We start from the raw sequence: 17,898 nt of genomic DNA on the forward strand, positions 1-17,898 counted from the left end.
GCCGGAAGACGGCTATATTCGCTACAGAATGCCCATCGCTTCCAGCCGCTCCGGAAGATACGTATCAGTCACGAAGTCCAGGCCGTAGGAGGCCAGGGCCTGCTGTTCGGACTTCTTGTCGATGTCGAGCTGGAGTTCGATCTGTTCCTCCCAGTAATCGGTCTGGAAGCGGGGATCCTCGAGTTCGGACTCAAGGGCGTTGATGTCCGAATCCGCGAGCGGGTCGGTCGGGAGATCGTACTCGACGATGTCCTCGGGCTGGACGCCGATGAACTGGGCTTCCGGCGTCGCGAGGTACTTCGAGAGGTGGGCGGACTTGATCGACCCGTAGGCGACCGACCCATAGATCCGGTAGGACCACGGGTCGCCGTCAGTGAACACCGTCACCGGCAGATCGAGTTCGTCGTGGAGTCGCTTGGTCAGCCGCCGGGTCGCCCGGGCGGGCTGGCCGCCCAGGTGGACGACGAGGGCGTTGTACTCGTCGTCGAAGCCGTTTTCGACGAGTCGATCGCGCATGCCGCCGGTCTCGACACAGAGGACGAAGTCCGCGTCGTTGTCAAGGAACTCGATGGTGTCGGGATCGTTCGGGATCTGATAGCCGCCCTGGCCCACGTCGTCCTGGCAGTGGATCTCCCGATCGCCGCGGTTGGTTTGCTCCCGAAGTCGCAACGGCCCCATCACCTTGGCACCCGATTCCTCGGGACGCATGTGGAACTCCTCGCGGCGCACGTCCGAGACGATTTCCAAGTCCTCGATGATCTGATTTGACTCGTCCTGGCTGTTGAACTGCGCTTCGTCGAGGTCCCAGGACTCGCTGAGGTAGTACAACTCACGCAGCGTCGAGGACCGATCTTCTTCGAGTTGGTTTGCGAGGAAGTCGATCGAATAGATGACTTTCAGGAGTTTCTGTGCCCCTCTGACGCTGTTAGAGGATCGCGTACTCTTCCGATCACCGTAGACCCAGACCTTCTGTTCGGGATCGTACTCGATGTTGGTCTTCGTCCGCGTGGGGACGTCCATGTGGGGGACGTCGCCGCGCTCGAACTGGTCGTAGAACTGTGCCGCCAGCTCGATCAACCGCTCGCGGGCGTCCCCGTCGCTTGCGTCTTCCGTGTTGCCTGTGTCCGTGCTCATTGTTCACCGTCCACTGTGAGTTTCTCCTCGGCGATGCCCTCGACCGAAATGTCGAACTCGGCATCATCGCTTACCTCGTACGACAGTGCGGCCTCGTCGCCACTCGAAACGGTCGGCGACCACTTGATGAACCACTCGCCCTCCATCTCGACGACGCGCGCGTCGTCGCCGTCAGCCTCGACGTTCGCCGGCTCGGCGGTCACGATGTCCGTGATCTCGACGTCGGCGTTCGTGCTGTCGTTGTTCTCGACGACAAGACTGACTGTCCCGTCCTCACGCTCCCGCTCGAGAAGGACGTTGTTCATGATCCGGGCCAGCGAGTCGTCGATGTTCAACTCTGCGCGCCCGGTCACCGCAGTCAGCTTCGTCGCCATCTCCGGGAGGATCGTCCCGAGTTTGTCCTGCTTTTCGCGGCGCTGACGACGCGACCGCCGCTCGTTGAGGAACGACTTGAGTTCGCGGGCCGCCTCGCGGATCGCGAGTTCGATCTCGTCTTCGATCTCTGGAATGTTGGCGATGGCGTCCTTCGATTCGCTCGTGAACGGGACGTTCGTCGAGGCGACGTGGATCATCACCACGGCCGGCCCCTTCGGAATCCCGCTGCCGCCCGGTTGATCGAGACCGTAGTTGCGCCAGTTGATTGTCTTGACGACGTCCGTCGTCGCACACGCTCCCCGCTGGTAGACCAGCGGGACGCGGTTCGCGAACCGCATGACGTCGACCGGGCCACCCTCGTCGAGTTCGCCACCGTAGGCGATACCCGCCTCGACGATGAACGGATCCCCGCCGTGGACGGAGGCGTCCCGCGTCGAGGCCGCGTAGAAGTCGGCGTCGAACTCCTTTCGCAGTCCTTCCTCGACGAGTCGCTCGGAAATCGGCGCGAGACAATCAGTGGGCGGCGAGATGATGTCCGTCTCGCGCATCGCTTCGAGGAGGTCGGCGGCCACATCACGGTTGTCAGCGATCTCCGTCACGTTCGGCACATCGTCGGGGACCGTCTCCATGATCGCCCAGATCTCCGTGGTGACGTTCTCACGGGCAGTCTCCCCGATCGTGGCGTCGTCGTATTCCTCGGTGTTTTCGGCGGCCCGCTCGACGTACTCGGCGAGCTGATCGCGAGTACATCGGTGGCGGTCGTCCTCGTCAACGAACTTCGCGGCGATCCGGTCGGCCAGCCCCTCGATCGTCGCGTCGTCTTTCCGTTTGCTGGTGGCCGCGTCGACCAGGCCATAGAGGTCCGAGGCCAGCGTCTCCCGGACGTCACCTTCGTCCGTGTTGCCGATGAGTTGGGCCCACGCGGCCGCGGTTGCCTTCTCCCGGACGGTGCTGCCGAACGTCGTGCCGAAGCCCTCGGCCGCAGCTTCGGCAGCCTCGTCGACGATCGCTCGGAGTTCGTGGTGAGCAACTCGCTCACGATCGTCGATCGCGTCGGCCACTTCGCGGGCGAAGGACTTCGTCGCGTCCTTGCCCTTGTTGGCGACGGCAGCCCTGACGGCCACCTCCACGTCACCCTCGTGGACCTGTGGCGGTCGCCAGGCCATCTCGCGACCGAAGTGTCGGTCCCGGAAGTTATCGAGGACTTTGTCGGACGTTTTCCCGCCTACGCGGGTGAACTCCCCCTGCAAGAAGCCGGACACCGAATACGAATCGGTGGCTTCGAGCATCTTCAGCAGCGTCCCGAGTTCGACGCCGTGGGGATGGGGGCGGATCTCCTTGGTCTCGGCTGGCAAATCCGCGCCCTCGACGCGTTCGAACTTCGCCGGCTCGGCCATGTTCGGCTCGTGGAACTCGATGCGAGCGTGGGGGTTGACCACGGCCGTGTGCTTGATGTAGTCGTGGAGCTGCTGGCGCGCCCGGAGATTGGCCTCCAGTTCGACCTCGATTCGCGTCCCGTGGGGGCGATCCCAGGTCGTCGTCTCGTCGACATCGATCTCGGGCTCGTTGGTGTCAGTGTCAATGATCAACTCGAAGTAGTGAGCCTCCTCGGAGCCCTTGGTTCGGGAGGTGATCTTGGCGGGCTTGCCGGACGTCAATTGCGAATAGAGGACGGCTGCGGAGATCCCGATCCCCTGCTGACCGCGGTTCTGTTCTCGCTTGTGAAACCGGCTGCCGTACAGCAGTTTACCGAAGACTTTGGGGAGTTGCTCCCGCGTGATACCCGGGCCGTTGTCCTCGATGACCAGCCGGTAGTACTCGCCGACGTCTTCGATCTCGACGTAGACGTCGGGGAAGATATCTGCCTCCTCACAGGCGTCGAGACTGTTGTCGACACCCTCTTTGACGGCCGTGACGAGTGCCCGGGCTCCCGAGTCGAACCCGAGCATGTGCTTGTTCTTCTCGAAGAACTCGGCGATGGAGATCTGGCGCTGGCTCTCGGCCAGTTCCTCGGCGATCCCCTCCTCGCCGAGCGTCGACTGCATCGATGGCATTCTCTATGCAATCAGCGACCGCGGGCGGGCTAAAGCCTTCCGGGTAACTGGTGGGCCCGTCCGTGTCCGTTCAGTCAGCAGCTTCGAGTTTGACCGTTCTGGCGGCGTATTCCTCGAGGAACGCACCGTGGCCGCCAACGGTCGTCCGGCCCTCGTCGGTCTCAAGCACCAGCGTGTGCTCGATCGGGAACTCGTTGGTGACCGGGTCGACGATTCCCTGGTTCGTCTCGACGACGCGGCCGGTGACGGTTTCGACGTCCGCCCCACCCTCGTTCGGTGTCGCCTCCACACAGGCACTCACGGCAGTCCCCTCCCGCAGATGCAGCGTTGCCTGGAAGACCGCGTGCTCGAAGCTGTCGTACGTTTGGGGCAACGGCGCCGCCTCGATCACGGACAGTTCGTCGGCACTCAGCCAGAAGTTCGCCAGGAACGATTCGAACAGTGTCGGAACGATCCGCTCCTGAACCAGCGATATTGCCCGTTCGTCGCTGTTTGCGACCGTCATCATCTCCGAAGAGGAGACGATACCGAACTCACCATCGACGGTCAGCATCACTGGGACTGGAACGTTCCAACTCCGGACAGCACTCGCCACGGGGCGATCGTACGCCGCAAACTCGGTTGGGTCCGGCTGTGCATCCGTCACCAGCAGGAGGACGAACACGCCCCGCTCAACGGCGTCCTGAAGCCCCTCGATCACGCGCGGCAGCGTCGAATGGGGGATCGACAACGCGATCCGCTGTTCGGATTCCTCGATGTACTCGTTGATCCGTTTCACCACGGTGACCCGGGACTTGATCACGTCGAAGCGCTGGGGCCGGGATGTGGCCTCTGAAAAGCGACGTTCGAGTGCCGGCTCGATCTCTTCGAGACGGTTCGAGAGGATCTCGATAACGTCTTCCGGCCGCTTGGCGCGGATCTTCGTCGGGACGACGTGATCGTTGACCTCGACAAACCCCTGGTCTTCGAGTTCTTCACAGACGCTGTAGACGTACCGTTTGGAGACGCCAGTCGCGTCCGCGATCGTACTCGCCTTTGCCTCACCGTTTTCGAGGACCGCAAGATAGGTCTGGATCTCGGTGTCCGACAGTCCGAAGTGCGCTAACTGCCGAGCGAGTGCCGAATCGTCGCCTTCAGACATGCCTGCCCCTCGAAGCGAGATGCGTCTTCAGTGTTCGGTCTCCCACTCGCCCTCTCCCTCGATATTTCGAGGCATTGAATAGGGTCGCCGCTGATTCCCTCCCCAGAGGCCCACCACACTGTTCGTTCGCCATACTAGTGGGTAATACTGGGTCCGGGGGGATAAATTGTTTGTATCATTTCTTCGTCTATCTATCGTGCATGCCCGCGCGCACGTGAAATTTAAGACCCCCGAGACGTAAGTCTCCATCAAGGTTTTTATGAGCGACGACAACGCCTACGGGGCCGGCCAAATCCAGGTACTGGAGGGCTTACAAGCCGTCCAGAAGCGGCCGGCGATGTACATCGGTTCTACCGACACCAGGGGATTGCATCACCTCGTCTACGAGGTGGTCGACAACGCCATCGACGAGGCGCTCGCCGGACACTGTGACCACATCGAGGTCACGATCCACGACGACGGATCAGTCTCGGTGACCGACGACGGCCGGGGGATTCCGATCGACATCCACGAGGAGTACGACCGGCCAGCCGTCGAAGTCATCATGACCGTGCTACACGCCGGGGGAAAGTTCGACAACAAGTCCTACCAGGTCTCGGGAGGGCTCCACGGCGTCGGTGTCTCGGTTGTCAATGCCCTCTCCCAGAAGCTCGAAGTCGAAGTAAGCCGGGAAGGCAACGTCTGGAAACAGACGTTCGATCACGGTGCGCCCGCGGACGACCTCACCGAGATCCGCTCGCTCGATGACCCCGATGAGACGGGGACGACGATCCGCTTTTGGCCGGACGAAGAGATCTTCGAGACCACCGACTTCCAGTTCTCGACGCTCGCGAACCGCCTTCGGGAACTCGCCTTTCTGAACTCCGGGGTCGAGATCACGCTCGCTGACGATCGCGAAGAGCGGGCCGAAACCTTCCAGTACGAGGGTGGGATCCGGGAGTTCGTCGAGTACCTGAACGAAACCAAAGATCCGCTGCACGACGAAGTCGTCTACTTCGAGGACGAGGATCAGGACATCCAGGTCGAAGTCGCCCTCCAGGCGACCACCGAGTTGCAGGGCTCGATTCACGCGTTCGCGAACAACATCAACACCCGCGAGGGAGGGAGTCACCTCACCGGCTTCAAAACCGCGTTAACTCGCGTCGTCAACGATTATGCGACCACCAACGACCTTCTCTCGGACATCGAGGAGACACTCAAAGGGGAGGACATCCGCGAGGGGCTGACGGCGGTCATCTCGATCAAACACCCGGACCCCCAGTTCGAGGGCCAGACGAAGACCAAACTCGGCAACAGCGAGGTCCGTGGCGTCGTCGAAAGTGCGATGCACGAGAATCTCGGGACGTACTTCGAGGAGAACCCGGCCGTCGCCCAGGCGATCGTTCGGAAGGCTGTCGAGGCCGCCAAAGCCCGCAAGGCCGCACAGAAAGCCGAGGAACTCACCCGCCGCAAGAGCGCCCTGGAGTCGACCGCACTGCCGGGGAAGCTGGCCGACTGTCAGACGAAAGATCCCAGCCGGGCGGAGCTGTTCATCGCCGAGGGGGACAGCGCGGGCGGGAGTGCCAAACAGGCCCGAAATCCCGATTTCCAGGCCGTCTTACCCATCCGCGGGAAGATCCTCAACGTCGAGAAACACCGCCTCGACCGGATTCTCGAGAACGAACAGATCCGCAACATCATCACCGCGCTGGGGACCGGCGTCGGGGACGAGTTCGATCTCGACGAACTCCGGTACGAGAAGATCATCTTCGCTACTGACGCTGACGTCGACGGCGCACACATCCGGACACTGTTGCTCACGTTTTTCTATCGACACATGCGACCGTTGCTCGAGGGAGGCCACGTCTACGCCGCCCGCCCGCCGCTGTACCGGATCCGGTATCGCGGCGAGACCTACGACGCGATGACCGACGCCGAACGTGACGAGATCATCGAGGAGAAATGCAACGGGAATCCGACCCAGATCCAGCGGTTCAAGGGCCTGGGGGAGATGAACCCACAACAGCTCTGGGATACGACGATGAATCCCGAGAACCGGTTTCTCAAGCGGATCACGATCGACGACGCCGCCGCTGCGGACAAGATGTTCTCCGTGCTGATGGGTGACGCCGTCGAACCGCGCAAGCAGTTCATCAAGGAACACAGCCCCGAAGCTGAATGGGTCGACATATGAGTTCAGACGTACCTGAGGGTCCGGGTGTGACTGCCGACGCCGCACGCGTCGAGCACGTCCGGATCGAAGACGAGATGGAGCAAAGTTACATCGACTACGCGATGAGCGTCATCGCCGGGCGCGCGCTCCCGGATGTCCGTGACGGCCTCAAACCCGTCCATCGGCGCATCCTCTATGCGATGCACGAGATGGGTGTCTCCTCGGGGTCGTCTCACCGCAAGTCCTCATCAGTTGTCGGCGAGGTGATGGGTGACTATCACCCTCATGGGGACAGCGCGATCTACGACACCCTGGTGCGGATGGCCCAGGACTTCTCGATGCGGTATCCCCTGGTCGACGGACAGGGCAACTTCGGGTCGATGGACGGGGATCCGGCTGCCGCGATGCGGTACACTGAGGCCAGGATGGCCCCGATCGCCGAGGAGTTGCTCGCGGACATCGAGAAAGACACCGTCGACTTCCAGGCCAACTACGATGACCGTCTCGAGGAACCCGAGGTACTGCCGTCGGCGTTCCCGAACCTGCTGGTCAACGGCTCGTCCGGGATCGCGGTCGGGATGTCCACGAACATCCCCCCGCACAATCTCGGCGAAGTCATCGATGCGACGATCCACCTCATCGACAACCCCGACGCCGAGGTGACCGATCTCATGGAGTACGTCAAGGGGCCGGACTTCCCGACCGGCGCGAACATCGTCGGGAAGAACGCGATCCACGCGGCCTACGCCACGGGCCGGGGTCGACTGACCGTTCGCGCCGAGTACGAGTTCGAGGAGACGGATTCGGGCCGCCCCCGGATCGTGATCACGGAGATCCCCTTCCAGGAGAACAAGGCCCGCATGGTCGAGCGGATCGCCGACGACGTCAACGAGGGGATCATCGAGGGCGTCTCGGACCTCCGCGACGAGTCCGACCGGGACGGCGTCCGGGTCGTCATCGAGTGCAAGCGCGGCGCGAACGTCGATGTCGTCGAGAACCAACTGCTCGATCACCACCTCGAATCGACCTTCGGCGTCATCAACCTCGCCCTGGTCGACGGCGAGCCCCGCGTGCTCACGTTAAAGGAGACCTTGGAGGAATACGTCGCCCACCGGAAGGAAGTTGTGCGTCGGCGCTCGGAGTTCGATCTCGCGGAAGCCGAGGACCGCGCGCACATCCTCGAAGGCCGACTGAAAGCCCTCGGGAACGTCGACAGCGTCGTCGATCTGATCCGGGACTCCGAAGATCGCGACGAGGCCAAGGCCGCGCTCGAAGAAACGTTCGACTTCTCGACGGAACAGGCCCAGCATATCGTCCGAATGCAACTCGGCAGCCTCACCTCGATGGAGGCGGCCGAGGTCGAGGACGAATACGAGGAGGTCGAGGCCGAGATCGAGCGCTTAGAGACGATCCTGAACGACGAAAGCGAGTTGCTCGACGTCATCAAGGACGAACTCCGGGCCGTCAAAGACGAATACGACGACGATCGACGGACGAGCATCGTCGAGGATGACGGGACGGTCACCCGCGAAGATCTCATCCCGGAAGAGGAGTGTCTGGTCGTCGTCACCGAGGACGACTACATCAAGCGCATGCCTGCGGACCGCTTCGATGCCCAGCATCGCGGTGGCAAGGGCATCATCGGGGCGGATCCCAAGGAGGGCGATCGGGTTTCGACAGTTTTCCGGGCGAACACCCACGACTATCTGTTGGCCTTCACGAACCACGGCCAGGTCTACCGATTACGGACCTACGAGATCCCGGAAATGTCCCGGACTGCGCGCGGGAAATCCGCCGTCAACCTCATCAACTTCGACGACGGCGAAGAGATTACGGCCGTCGTCAGCATGGACGAGTTCGACGACGACGAGTGCATCACGATGGCGACCCGCCAGGGATATGTCAAGCGGACCTGCTGTTCGGAGTTCGAGAACATCCTCTCGACGGGCATCATCGCCGCGAAACTCGAAGACGGCGACGAACTGGTCGACGCCGTCGTCACCGATGGTGAGAGCGACCTCGTCATCGCCACCGAAGACGGGATGACAATCCGGTTTGACGAGACCGAGGCCCGGCAGATGGGTCGGACCGCCCGCGGCGTCCGCGGGATCGACCTCCGGGACGGCGACAACGTCGCCGGAGTGGTCGCGACCGACGAGCACGACGAGCGGGCACTCCTGACGGTCACCGAGCGGGGCTACGGCAAGCGAACGCCACTCTCGGAATATCGCACGCAATCCCGGTACGGCAAGGGTCTCATCGACATCAAGACCGGTGATCGCAACGGCGGCGTCACGGCCGTCAACGCCGTCGCCGAGGACGATCACGTCATCGTCATGAGCGCAACTGGCCAGATCATGCGGTGTCCGGTCGAAGATGTCTCGACGGTCGGCCGCAACACGATGGGCGTCACGATCATGGACGTTGCTGCGGATGACACCGTCGCGAGCGTCGACGTGATCCCGGGGACGGCGATCGAGGACTCGTAGCGACTGTCCGGCAAGCGGATCAGTACAGGGGCGGATTGTATTCGTGCGGGACAAAGATCCGTCGAATGTTCGTCCCGATTGCACTGCCGACTATGCCCAACAGGCCACTCAAGGGAACATATCCTAACCCACGAAACGAAAAGAGCCCGATATAATTGTTCAGTGTAGTTACTGTATCCCCCCATTCTACCCCACTACTGTAAAGAAAATAGAAAAATAATATGAAGACAAAGCTCCCGACCCATGCCAGGGCAGCGAGGGTGAAACCGATGCGGAATCCGACCGCAGCGGCGTCAAACGTGTTTTTGCCGTACTGAAACCCGCCAGCAAGTCCACCAGCGGCCGGACTCAGTACGGCCACATCCATTCGTCCAATAGACGCTCCGACGACAGCTGTCAGGGCCATGATCGCGAATCCGACGACGATTGGTTGCCACTCAGTACCGAAAACGCGGGTGCGGAGGGACTGCTTTTGAGCGGGGATGCTCATATCCGTAATACCAAGATCATCTACTAAATCGTTACTACTTTTGAGCTTATAACTATGAGGTGGCAGGCATGTTACTACCGCCTGTCGCTGAGACTGACTGACAGTGGCCATTGCCGTTGTCGTCGAGGACACCGTCGCCAGCGTCGACGTGATCCCCGGGACAGTGATCGAGGACGCGTAGCGACCGTCCAGTGGGTTGGTTCAGTGCAGGGGTGGATTGTATTCGTGCGGGACCAGAATCCGTCGAAGGTTCGTCCCGACTGCACCGCCGATCGTTGCCAGCAACCCACCTACCAAAAGATACCCCAATCCATAATAGAGGACGAAAGGGAGGGGTGCCGCGGCTTCGGTCTCACCGAGATAAACCGCTCTGAAGACAACAAACGACACGGCCCCGCCAGTTGCGAGGGCCACACTGACCATGCCGATACGTAATCCGAGTCCAGCCGAATCCCCCGTGTTCTTGCCGTAGTGGAAGCCGCCGACGAGCCCACCCACACCCGGACTCGTGAGCGTCAGATCAGCTCGTCCGATGAAGAACCCCACAGCTGCTATGACAGCCGTGACGACGAGACCGACGACAACTGGCTGCCAGTTGGTACCGAAAACGCGGCTTCGGAGGGACTGCTGTTGAGCGGGGAAGCTCATAGAGAACTGTTCTGAGGAACGTATAATAAATCTTTACGATATTTAGAATTCCTGAATAACCTGGGGTCCTCAGGGCCATATTCCCGAACGATGCGGAGAGAACCATTCGATCAGACGGTCGTCTTCGCTCCGTCGACGCCATGAAGCGGAAGACTGGTGACGAGACCATCTCAGCGTAAGATAGCGCGGAGCCCCCTTCGTCAACGAGCAGCGCAGTCCGCGCAAGCGGACAAGGAGCGCAGTAGGGAGGGGAGGAGCGCGTCACATCCCTCGACAATCACAGTTCTCTGCACTCGGCCAACTTCCCCACTATCTAATAAAAGAATTTAACTACATAGAAATTCTTGAAACGAGTATGGAGGTGCGTCGCACGCTGCCGGTAAAACTGAAAGTTTCCGACAGCGACAGAGGCGCACTTCTCGACACTATCGACCAGTACAAACACATCGCCAACGAGACCTGCGACCACTGCTGGAACGAAAACGACTACAAGCAAACCGCGAAGTACGCCGTCAAAGACGAGCTGTACCACGACCTGAAAGACGAGTACGATCTCACCGCAAATCTCGTCCAGCAAGCCATCTTCCAAGCCGTCGAAGCCGTCAAGGCAGGCGTCGAACGCCTCGAAAAGAACGAGGACACCAGCCAACCCGAGTTCACCGCCGACACTGCACGGTACGATAAACGCGCCGCCACCTTCCACGACGACCACGTTTCGTTGTCCACTGTGGACGGACGTATCATGGCCGATTACGTGCTGCCTGAAGATGAGACAGATACGCCGTTCGAAACGTATCTTGACGGCGAGGAGTGGGAGTTCCGCACCAGCACGCTCCACTACAAGCCGTTTGAAGACGAATTCTGGTTGCACATCGGCTTCAAACGCATCGAGGCAGACACTGACAGCAGACAATCTGACGCTGATGTCCCCGAGCACAACAACACTGTCCTCGGGATCGACCTCGGCGTCGAGAACCTTGCTGTCGCGTCAACCGGGCGGTTCTGGACGGGCGACGAACTCGACCACTGGCACCGTGAGTTTCAACAGCGGCGGGGTGACCTCCAACAAGCCGGCTCACAGGAGGCTCACCGTACACTCCAGCGTGTCTCGAAGCACGAGACGGCCTACTACAAGCGGCATCTCCATATCATTGCTAATGAGATCGTCGAAGAAGCGGTGGAACACGAGTGTTCGGTGATCGCCTTCGAAGACTTGACCGACATCCGCAAACGAGCACAGGGGGCGACGTGGCATCACCGCTGGCGCTTTAACCGCCTGTATGAATACGTCGAGTACAAGGCCAAGGCCTACGGCATCGACGTTGAAGAACTGGAACGAAGCCCGCAGGCGCAGACGGTGCCAGCCTACTACACCTCACAACGTTGCAGTAGCTGTGGGTTCACGCACGAGGACAACCGCCCCACGCAAGAACACTTCGAGTGCCAGAAGTGTGGCTACGAGAATCGCGCCGACTACAACGCCGCGAAGAACGTAGCGGTGCGGTGTTGTCGGCGGCTACTCCGTCGCAACCAAAATGGGGGCGACGGAGGCGCACCCGTAAACGTCGCGCTGAATGGCGGGACGATGACCGTGAACGTGTAAGCACCGACACCCCTTCGACGGGGAGACGGGCCTCTCCGTGCCACGTACTGTGGCCTGAACGGGAGTCCACGTCAAAGCCCCACCCTCAACGAGCGAACCCCTCTGTGGGTGAGCGAAGTAGGGTGGGGTAGTTTACAACGGAGGCGGGTTGTATTGAGCCGGAACGACTATCCGCCTGAGACTGGTTCCGACGACGCTTCCGATCCCGCCGAGCAGCGCACTCCCAGGGATGAAAATCAATGCGAACGTAGCCAAAAAGAACATCGACGTTTGCGGACCGAACTCATCCACCCCAGAGTATGCATTTTCGGATTGGTTCGCGCCGGATTCTCCGCTGCCCGGAGTATCGACGCCGGATGATCCTGGTCCAGATGCTCCATTGCCGGATGCTCCGTCGCCAGCATCATCCACACTGGTTGCTCCTTCCGGAGGTTCTCCCAGATTAGCTGTGTCTGGAGCGGATTCATCCACGCCGGAGTCTCCCAGGTCGTACGCTTCTGCACCACTTTCTATAGTGTCAGTTACCCCTACGTTTTCGTCTGCCGGGTCCATGGTTAACGTCCAGGAGCCACTCGCCATCAGCACCAGCCCGACTACAATGGCCAGGGAAGCGCCGATCGCTCCGATTCGGTATCCGATTATAGTGGTACGCTTTGGGTGTTTCCCGTACAGGAAACCGCCAACGAGTCCGCCGAATCCCGCGGTCGCTAACATGAGTGGTAGCACACCACCTACCACGCTCACCAGCCCGGTCAGCAACATGACTGCGATGCCAGCAATGACTGATAGCCAGTAGTCGGCGGACCCACGGGAGTGGAGGGACGTGAGGGCGTCGGGGATCGCCATAGCTAAGATGAAAAGCATTATTGTATAAATCTTCTCCTCGTCATTCCGTCGTGATCGTTTGAACTATACAGATTGGCGTCATACGATCAGGAGCCATGAGTTCGATCAAGCGACTTGTACTCGACCTTCTGAAGCCAAACGAGATCGAGAACGTGGAATTTGCCAGGACACTCGCCGACCTCGACGGGGTCGAGGGGGCGAACGTTTCCCTACTCGAGTCCGACAAGGACGTTCAGAACCTCAAGATCACGATCGAGGGCGAATCGATCGAAAACGATACCGTCGCCTCGACGATCGAAAATCTCGGCGGGACGATTCACTCCGTCGACGAGGTCGTCTGTGGCGATCGCATGGTCGAGGAAAGCTCGACCCATCAGGACTGACCCGTGTCGTCGAGACTGGCCAATCTTCGGGAACTGTTGAAAGACGAGGACGTCCGATCGATCTCCCGTCGATACTTTATTTCGAACGGCTTCGACGGGACTTTGACGACCATCGGCATCATCGTGGGATCGTTCCTCGGTGGGAGTCAATCGAGCATGGAGATCGTTCGGGTTGTCGCCGGGGGGACCGTCGGACTCGCAGCCTCCGGCGTCTGGAGCGTCTGGGAGATCGAGCGCGCCGAGAAGCTCGCGGAACTCAAGGCAGTCGAGGAGAAGATGCTCACCGGCCTCGAAGGGACTGCACTCCACGACCGGAAAGGCGACGCCCGGAAGGTCAACGCTATGATGAGCGGACTCGGGCCGACGATCGGCATGCTTCTCCCGATCATTCCGTACTTTTTCGTCGGGGTTGCGCTGTCGATGATGTGGGCGACGGTCATCGGCGTGTTGATCGGGGTCTCCCTGCTGTTCGTCTTCGGTGCGTACATGGGCAACCTCTCGGAGCAGAACTGGGTGATTGCCGGACTCCGGACCGGGGTCGTCGGGCTCGTCGTCGGCGGCATCAATATCATTCTGCCCGGGTAATTCTCCGCAAATCTCCCCAGCAGCCGAACAGTTACGCCGATGTCAGTCGGTAGACAGCACCCGTCGAGCCGACCAACTGTCCGCGCTCGCTGGCACAGACGTAAAGCTCGCCAGCCTGATCGCGGCCGAACGCCAGGATCATCGGGGCAAATTCGCTGTCATCCACCGAAATCGTCGTGGTCTCCCAGAGCCCGTCCTCCGTTGGGGTGCCGACAAAGAGTGTCCCGTTGGCCTGCCAGTCGGCGAAGACGTACCGATCACGGAGCCCAGGGATCGACTCGCCCGTATAGAACTGTCCCCCGATCACCGCGACGCCGCTAACCGGCTGGCCGCTGTGAGGATACTCGATCACCGGGTCGAGCAAGGGTTCGCCATCCGGTGTCTCGATCGGGCAAGACCCATTCGACGACCCGGGCGAGAAACAGTGTGTCCCTTCCCGGACGTTCCAGCCGTAGTTCCCCCCGTTCGTGACGCGGTTGACCTCCTCAAATCGACCCTGGCCGACGTCCGCCGCGTACAACTCGCCGTCGTGAAACGCCATCCGCCAGGGGTTGCGTAATCCCCACGCGTAATACTCGTCGAGCCCATCCGTCCCCACGAGCGGATTGTCCTCGGGGATCGCATAGGGTTCCTCGCCGGTTTCGGTGACGTCGATCCGGAGCACACCGCCCAGAAGATTCTCGGTGACGTCCTGTCCATTCCCGCCGGAATTTGCAGCAAACCAATCGGAAACGTGCCCAGTGCCAGTGTCGTCGGCCCCACCGCCGTCACCGACGGCGATGTAGAGATATCCATCGGGCCCGAATTCGAGTGCGCCTGCGTTGTGATTGGTCTGGGGTTCCGGAAATTCGAGTATCCGCTGTTCGGTGTCAGTGTCAGCAGCGAGCGTGTCCGTCTCGATCGAAAACGAGGAGAGCGCGAACGTATGAGAGTAGTCCTCCGGTGTCGCCTCACCCGGTGGCGCACTGTACCGAACGAACAGGCGATCGTCCGCGGGATAGTCCGGATGGAGCGCAAAGCCGAGCAACCCTCGCTCGTCGTAGCCCGAGACGTCGATCATCCGATCCCTGATATCGATCAGTGGTTCGTCCCGGACGCTCCCGTCCGAAACGACGTGGATCGTTCCCACCTGATCGGCAACGAGAACCACGCCGTCCTCTGGTGGAAACGTGACGCTTACAGGTGCCGTGAATCCTCCCGCGACTTGCTCGACGCCCACTGACGCCGGCAAACCCTCCTCATCGCTTTCGGTAGTTGTTTCGTCCGCTTCCGTCGTCGTTGTTTCGCTCTCGGTCGTCGACGGTGGCTCGTCAGTCTCGGGACTCTCCGTCGTCGATTCGGTATCAGTGGTCTCAGCCGTCTCAGTGTCTTCTGTCGGTGTCGAATCGTCTGTACAGCCCGCGAGACTGCCCCCGACCGCCGTAAATCCCGCCCCAAGCATTTCTCGTCGAGTAAAATGTGAACTCATGACAAACTGCTCCGGCCCGACGGAAAAAACGGTTCGTGTGGCGGCAGGACAGTCCCCGACTCAGAGAGGGAATCATGTCCGGTAGCGACGACAAACGGCGATCTACCCGGCGAATTCATAGAGCTCGTCGCCGACGTGGTGGATCGTGTCGACGACCTTGCCCTCGTCGCCGAGCATCGCCGACCCGTCGACGCGGGCGCGCCCCACTGCCAGTACCTTGCCGTGGTTCTCCTCGCTGATGACGAGGAGGTCCCCGCTGTCGATCGACTCGTCGGCTTCGACGATCCCGGGGCGCATCACGTCCGCGCCGTCAGAGACGAACGAGATGGCACCGGAATCGACGGTGACGACGTTCTGGGCAGGCTGATACTCGTTTGCTCCACGGACAGTGAGGAACGGATCGTCGGTGCTGTCCGGCGATTCGTCGTCGGGAACGTAGAAGACTGCGGGCGCACCCTCGACGAGAACGACCTCCCAGTCGCTGTCCTCGAACGTGACTTTCTCGTAGGTCTCGGCGTCGAGTTCGACGCCCAGTCCTTTGGCGAGTGCATCCTCGATCTCGTCGATCGCGTCAGCCCGGAGGTGGTGGCGGGATTTGACGTTCATACAGGAGGGCTGGTCGCGGGCCGGGATAAATCGATTGTTTGTCGAAACGCCTACCTATCGGCCAGTCATATCCGGTTGCATGACTGCTAACGAGGAGGACGAGCAGGCCGCGGCGGGCACCCCCGAGGGGCAGGGTCCCGTCGAGATCGACGAGGAACTCGCCCGCCATCTCGAGAACAAACGCGAGGAACTCTTCGAGAAGTTCGAAATCCCGGACGGCTTTCCGCCCGAAGTCCTCGAAGAGGCGAAAGCCCGAACCGAGGACGTGGGAAGCGAGATCGAGGCGGAGATCGACGAGCGACGTGACCTTCGGGAGATGACGACCTGGACGACCGACCCGATCGACGCCCAGGACTTCGACGACGCCATCTCGATCGAGCATCGCGACGACGAGATCGTCCTCTGGGTTCATATCGCCGACGTGACTCACTACGTGAATCCGGACACGGCGATGTGGAGTTCGGCCGTCGAGCGCGCGAACACCGTCTATCTGCCGGGCTACACCGTCCACATGCTACCACCGATCCTGGCCGAGACGGTCTGCTCGCTGGTCCCCAACGAGGACCGACTCGCCCACACCGTCGAGATGCACCTCGATCCGGAGACCCTCTCATACGAGAACATCGAGATCTACAAGTCTGTCATCCGAAGCGATGCCCGACTGACCTACACCGAGGCTGAACGCCTCCTCGACGAACCCGAGACGGCCGAGGATGTTCTGGAAGACCAGTCGGTGGACCTCGCCGAAAAGACCCAGGCGATCTGGGAACTCGCGGATCAGATGCACGAGCAGCGCAAGGCGGACGGCTCACTCGTGTTGAACCCACGCCGCGATCGCGCCCATACGATCATCGAGGAGTGTATGCTCAAAGCCAACAAGGCCGTGACGCACGTCCTCATGTGGGATCGGGGCGTCGAGGCGATGTATCGCGTGCATCCACAGCCAAGCCCGGAGGAGTGGAACGAGGCGCTCCAGGAGATTCAGGACTTGGGCGGCGTCTCGATCCCAGGCGGGGGCTGGGACGATCCACGGCAGGCCGTCAACGCGACGCTGGAAGATGCCCCGGAGCGCCAGCTTGACAAGATCCAGTGGGCCGTGATGAAAGTGATGCCCCGTGCGAAGTATATGAACGACCCCTTCGGCGGCCACCACGCGCTGAACTTCGAGATCTACGGTCACTTCACGTCGCCGATCCGTCGGCTCTCCGACCTGATCAACCACTGGATCGTCCATACCAACGATGTTCCCGAGGATCTCGTTGCACTGTGTGATCGCGCCAGCGACAAACAGAAGGACGCCGAACAGTGTGAACGGGAGTACAAGAAGTTCCTCGAAGAAGTCGGTCTCGACCCCGCAGCGGTCAACAACCGCGGCATCGAGGTTATCGACTCCGACTAGCTGTCGATCAATCGGGGGCGCAGCTGCATCCACTATTCAACACCAGCACCGACGAAACGTGCCCCCAAGGAAGCCACCAGTCGACCCTTCGGATCAGCGTGTGGAAATTTACTACATGGTGCATGACCAGTCTGCTCATATTCTGGCGAGCAGCTTGCCGCGTTGTCATACCAGTCCCGTCTGGACCTGAGAGAAACCGGTTCGGACGGGATATCTCCGGGATGTTTTGGCCCGTATAGCGGCCGTCTTCCACGGACATCCGGTTGCCCCCTGGCCGGTGAGCTCGTCACCTCGTGGCTGTCCGCCTTCCGGGCAGAATGTCTCGATGACATGAATGACTGACCTGGAGAACCAGTATGTAACTCAGTCTTCGAGGATCATGAGAACGAACTAAGCCGGAGACGGCATCTCGATGGTTCCCAAACTGGTTAGGCATGGGACCCATGGTATCCGAAGGTGTATCAAGACTACAGTGTTAGCGTCACGTCACGTTGCAGCTGTCGTCACCATTACAAGCAAGCCGTT

14 protein-coding genes are annotated in these 17,898 nt (G+C 60.8%); 6 read left to right on the forward strand and 8 right to left on the reverse strand.

The genetic code is table 11. From position 1 onward, the window contains the following. Positions 1-21: 21 nt before the first annotated feature. The 3 genes from HUTA_RS00625 to HUTA_RS00635 form a co-directional block, all read right to left on the reverse strand. A complete protein-coding gene (locus HUTA_RS00625; RefSeq protein WP_012795194.1) occupies positions 22-1,134 on the reverse strand; it encodes a DNA topoisomerase IV subunit A in 1,113 nt (370 codons plus the stop codon). Then, positions 1,131-3,563, reverse strand: a complete 2,433-nt coding sequence (locus HUTA_RS00630; protein ID WP_049941127.1) for a DNA topoisomerase VI subunit B — start codon at positions 3,561-3,563, stop codon at positions 1,131-1,133. Before HUTA_RS00630 ends, HUTA_RS00625 begins: the two co-directional genes overlap by 4 nt. Before the next feature lie 70 nt (positions 3,564-3,633). After that, positions 3,634-4,704 (reverse strand): TrmB family transcriptional regulator, encoded by a 1,071-nt coding sequence (locus tag HUTA_RS00635; protein WP_012795196.1) that lies wholly within the window; start codon positions 4,702-4,704, stop codon positions 3,634-3,636. 259 nt (positions 4,705-4,963) lie between these two features. On the opposite strand from HUTA_RS00635, the gene gyrB reads away from it, so the two are divergent. Both gyrB and gyrA read left to right on the forward strand, forming a co-directional pair. Then, positions 4,964-6,877, forward strand: a complete 1,914-nt coding sequence (gene gyrB / locus HUTA_RS00640) for a DNA topoisomerase (ATP-hydrolyzing) subunit B (RefSeq protein WP_012795197.1) — start codon at positions 4,964-4,966, stop codon at positions 6,875-6,877. Continuing rightward, the gene (gyrA, locus tag HUTA_RS00645) at positions 6,874-9,345 is read left to right on the forward strand and encodes a DNA gyrase subunit A (RefSeq protein WP_012795198.1); all 2,472 of its coding nucleotides are present in this window, start codon (positions 6,874-6,876) and stop codon (positions 9,343-9,345) included. The genes gyrB and gyrA overlap by 4 nt, the downstream gene beginning before the upstream one ends. Before the next feature lie 19 nt (positions 9,346-9,364). Here the strand turns inward: gyrA and HUTA_RS00650 are convergent, their stop codons facing one another. Together HUTA_RS00650 and HUTA_RS00655 are read right to left on the reverse strand one after the other, a co-directional pair. Further along, positions 9,365-9,835, reverse strand: coding sequence for a hypothetical protein (locus tag HUTA_RS00650; RefSeq protein ID WP_012795199.1), 471 nt, complete (start codon positions 9,833-9,835; stop codon positions 9,365-9,367). Positions 9,836-10,036: 201 nt separating this feature from the next. Then, positions 10,037-10,483 carry a DUF5518 domain-containing protein gene (locus tag HUTA_RS00655; protein ID WP_012795200.1) on the reverse strand — a complete coding sequence of 149 codons (447 nt, stop codon included), beginning with the start codon at positions 10,481-10,483 and terminating at the stop codon, positions 10,037-10,039. 355 nt (positions 10,484-10,838) lie between these two features. On the opposite strand from HUTA_RS00655, the gene HUTA_RS00660 reads away from it, so the two are divergent. Next, positions 10,839-12,086, forward strand: coding sequence for an RNA-guided endonuclease InsQ/TnpB family protein (locus HUTA_RS00660; RefSeq protein ID WP_012795201.1), 1,248 nt, complete (start codon positions 10,839-10,841; stop codon positions 12,084-12,086). 132 nt (positions 12,087-12,218) lie between these two features. Here HUTA_RS00660 and HUTA_RS00665 read toward each other — a convergent pair whose 3' ends face one another. Further along, complete coding sequence (locus tag HUTA_RS00665) at positions 12,219-12,932, reverse strand: ICP22 family protein (RefSeq protein WP_143920305.1); 714 nt, start codon at positions 12,930-12,932, stop codon at positions 12,219-12,221. 95 nt (positions 12,933-13,027) lie between these two features. On the opposite strand from HUTA_RS00665, the gene HUTA_RS00670 reads away from it, so the two are divergent. Continuing rightward, positions 13,028-13,315 (forward strand): DUF211 domain-containing protein, encoded by a 288-nt coding sequence (locus HUTA_RS00670; RefSeq protein ID WP_012795203.1) that lies wholly within the window; start codon positions 13,028-13,030, stop codon positions 13,313-13,315. A gap of 3 nt (positions 13,316-13,318) precedes the next feature. Continuing rightward, positions 13,319-13,900, forward strand: a complete 582-nt coding sequence (locus HUTA_RS00675; RefSeq protein WP_012795204.1) for a VIT1/CCC1 transporter family protein — start codon at positions 13,319-13,321, stop codon at positions 13,898-13,900. Between the two features lie 31 nt (positions 13,901-13,931). Here HUTA_RS00675 and HUTA_RS00680 read toward each other — a convergent pair whose 3' ends face one another. After that, on the reverse strand, positions 13,932-15,368 hold the full coding sequence (locus tag HUTA_RS00680; protein ID WP_049941128.1) for a PQQ-dependent sugar dehydrogenase: 1,437 nt from the start codon (positions 15,366-15,368) through the stop codon (positions 13,932-13,934). Positions 15,369-15,470: 102 nt separating this feature from the next. After that, positions 15,471-15,974 (reverse strand): RNA-binding protein, encoded by a 504-nt coding sequence (locus HUTA_RS00685; protein ID WP_012795206.1) that lies wholly within the window; start codon positions 15,972-15,974, stop codon positions 15,471-15,473. Between the two features lie 79 nt (positions 15,975-16,053). Between HUTA_RS00685 and HUTA_RS00690 the strand changes: the two genes are divergently transcribed. After that, positions 16,054-17,373: an RNB domain-containing ribonuclease gene (locus HUTA_RS00690; RefSeq protein ID WP_012795207.1), complete on the forward strand. Its 1,320-nt coding sequence runs from the start codon at positions 16,054-16,056 to the stop codon at positions 17,371-17,373. Positions 17,374-17,898 lie beyond the last annotated feature (525 nt).

Source organism: Halorhabdus utahensis DSM 12940 (assembly GCF_000023945.1).
GTDB lineage: Archaea > Halobacteriota > Halobacteria > Halobacteriales > Haloarculaceae > Halorhabdus > Halorhabdus utahensis.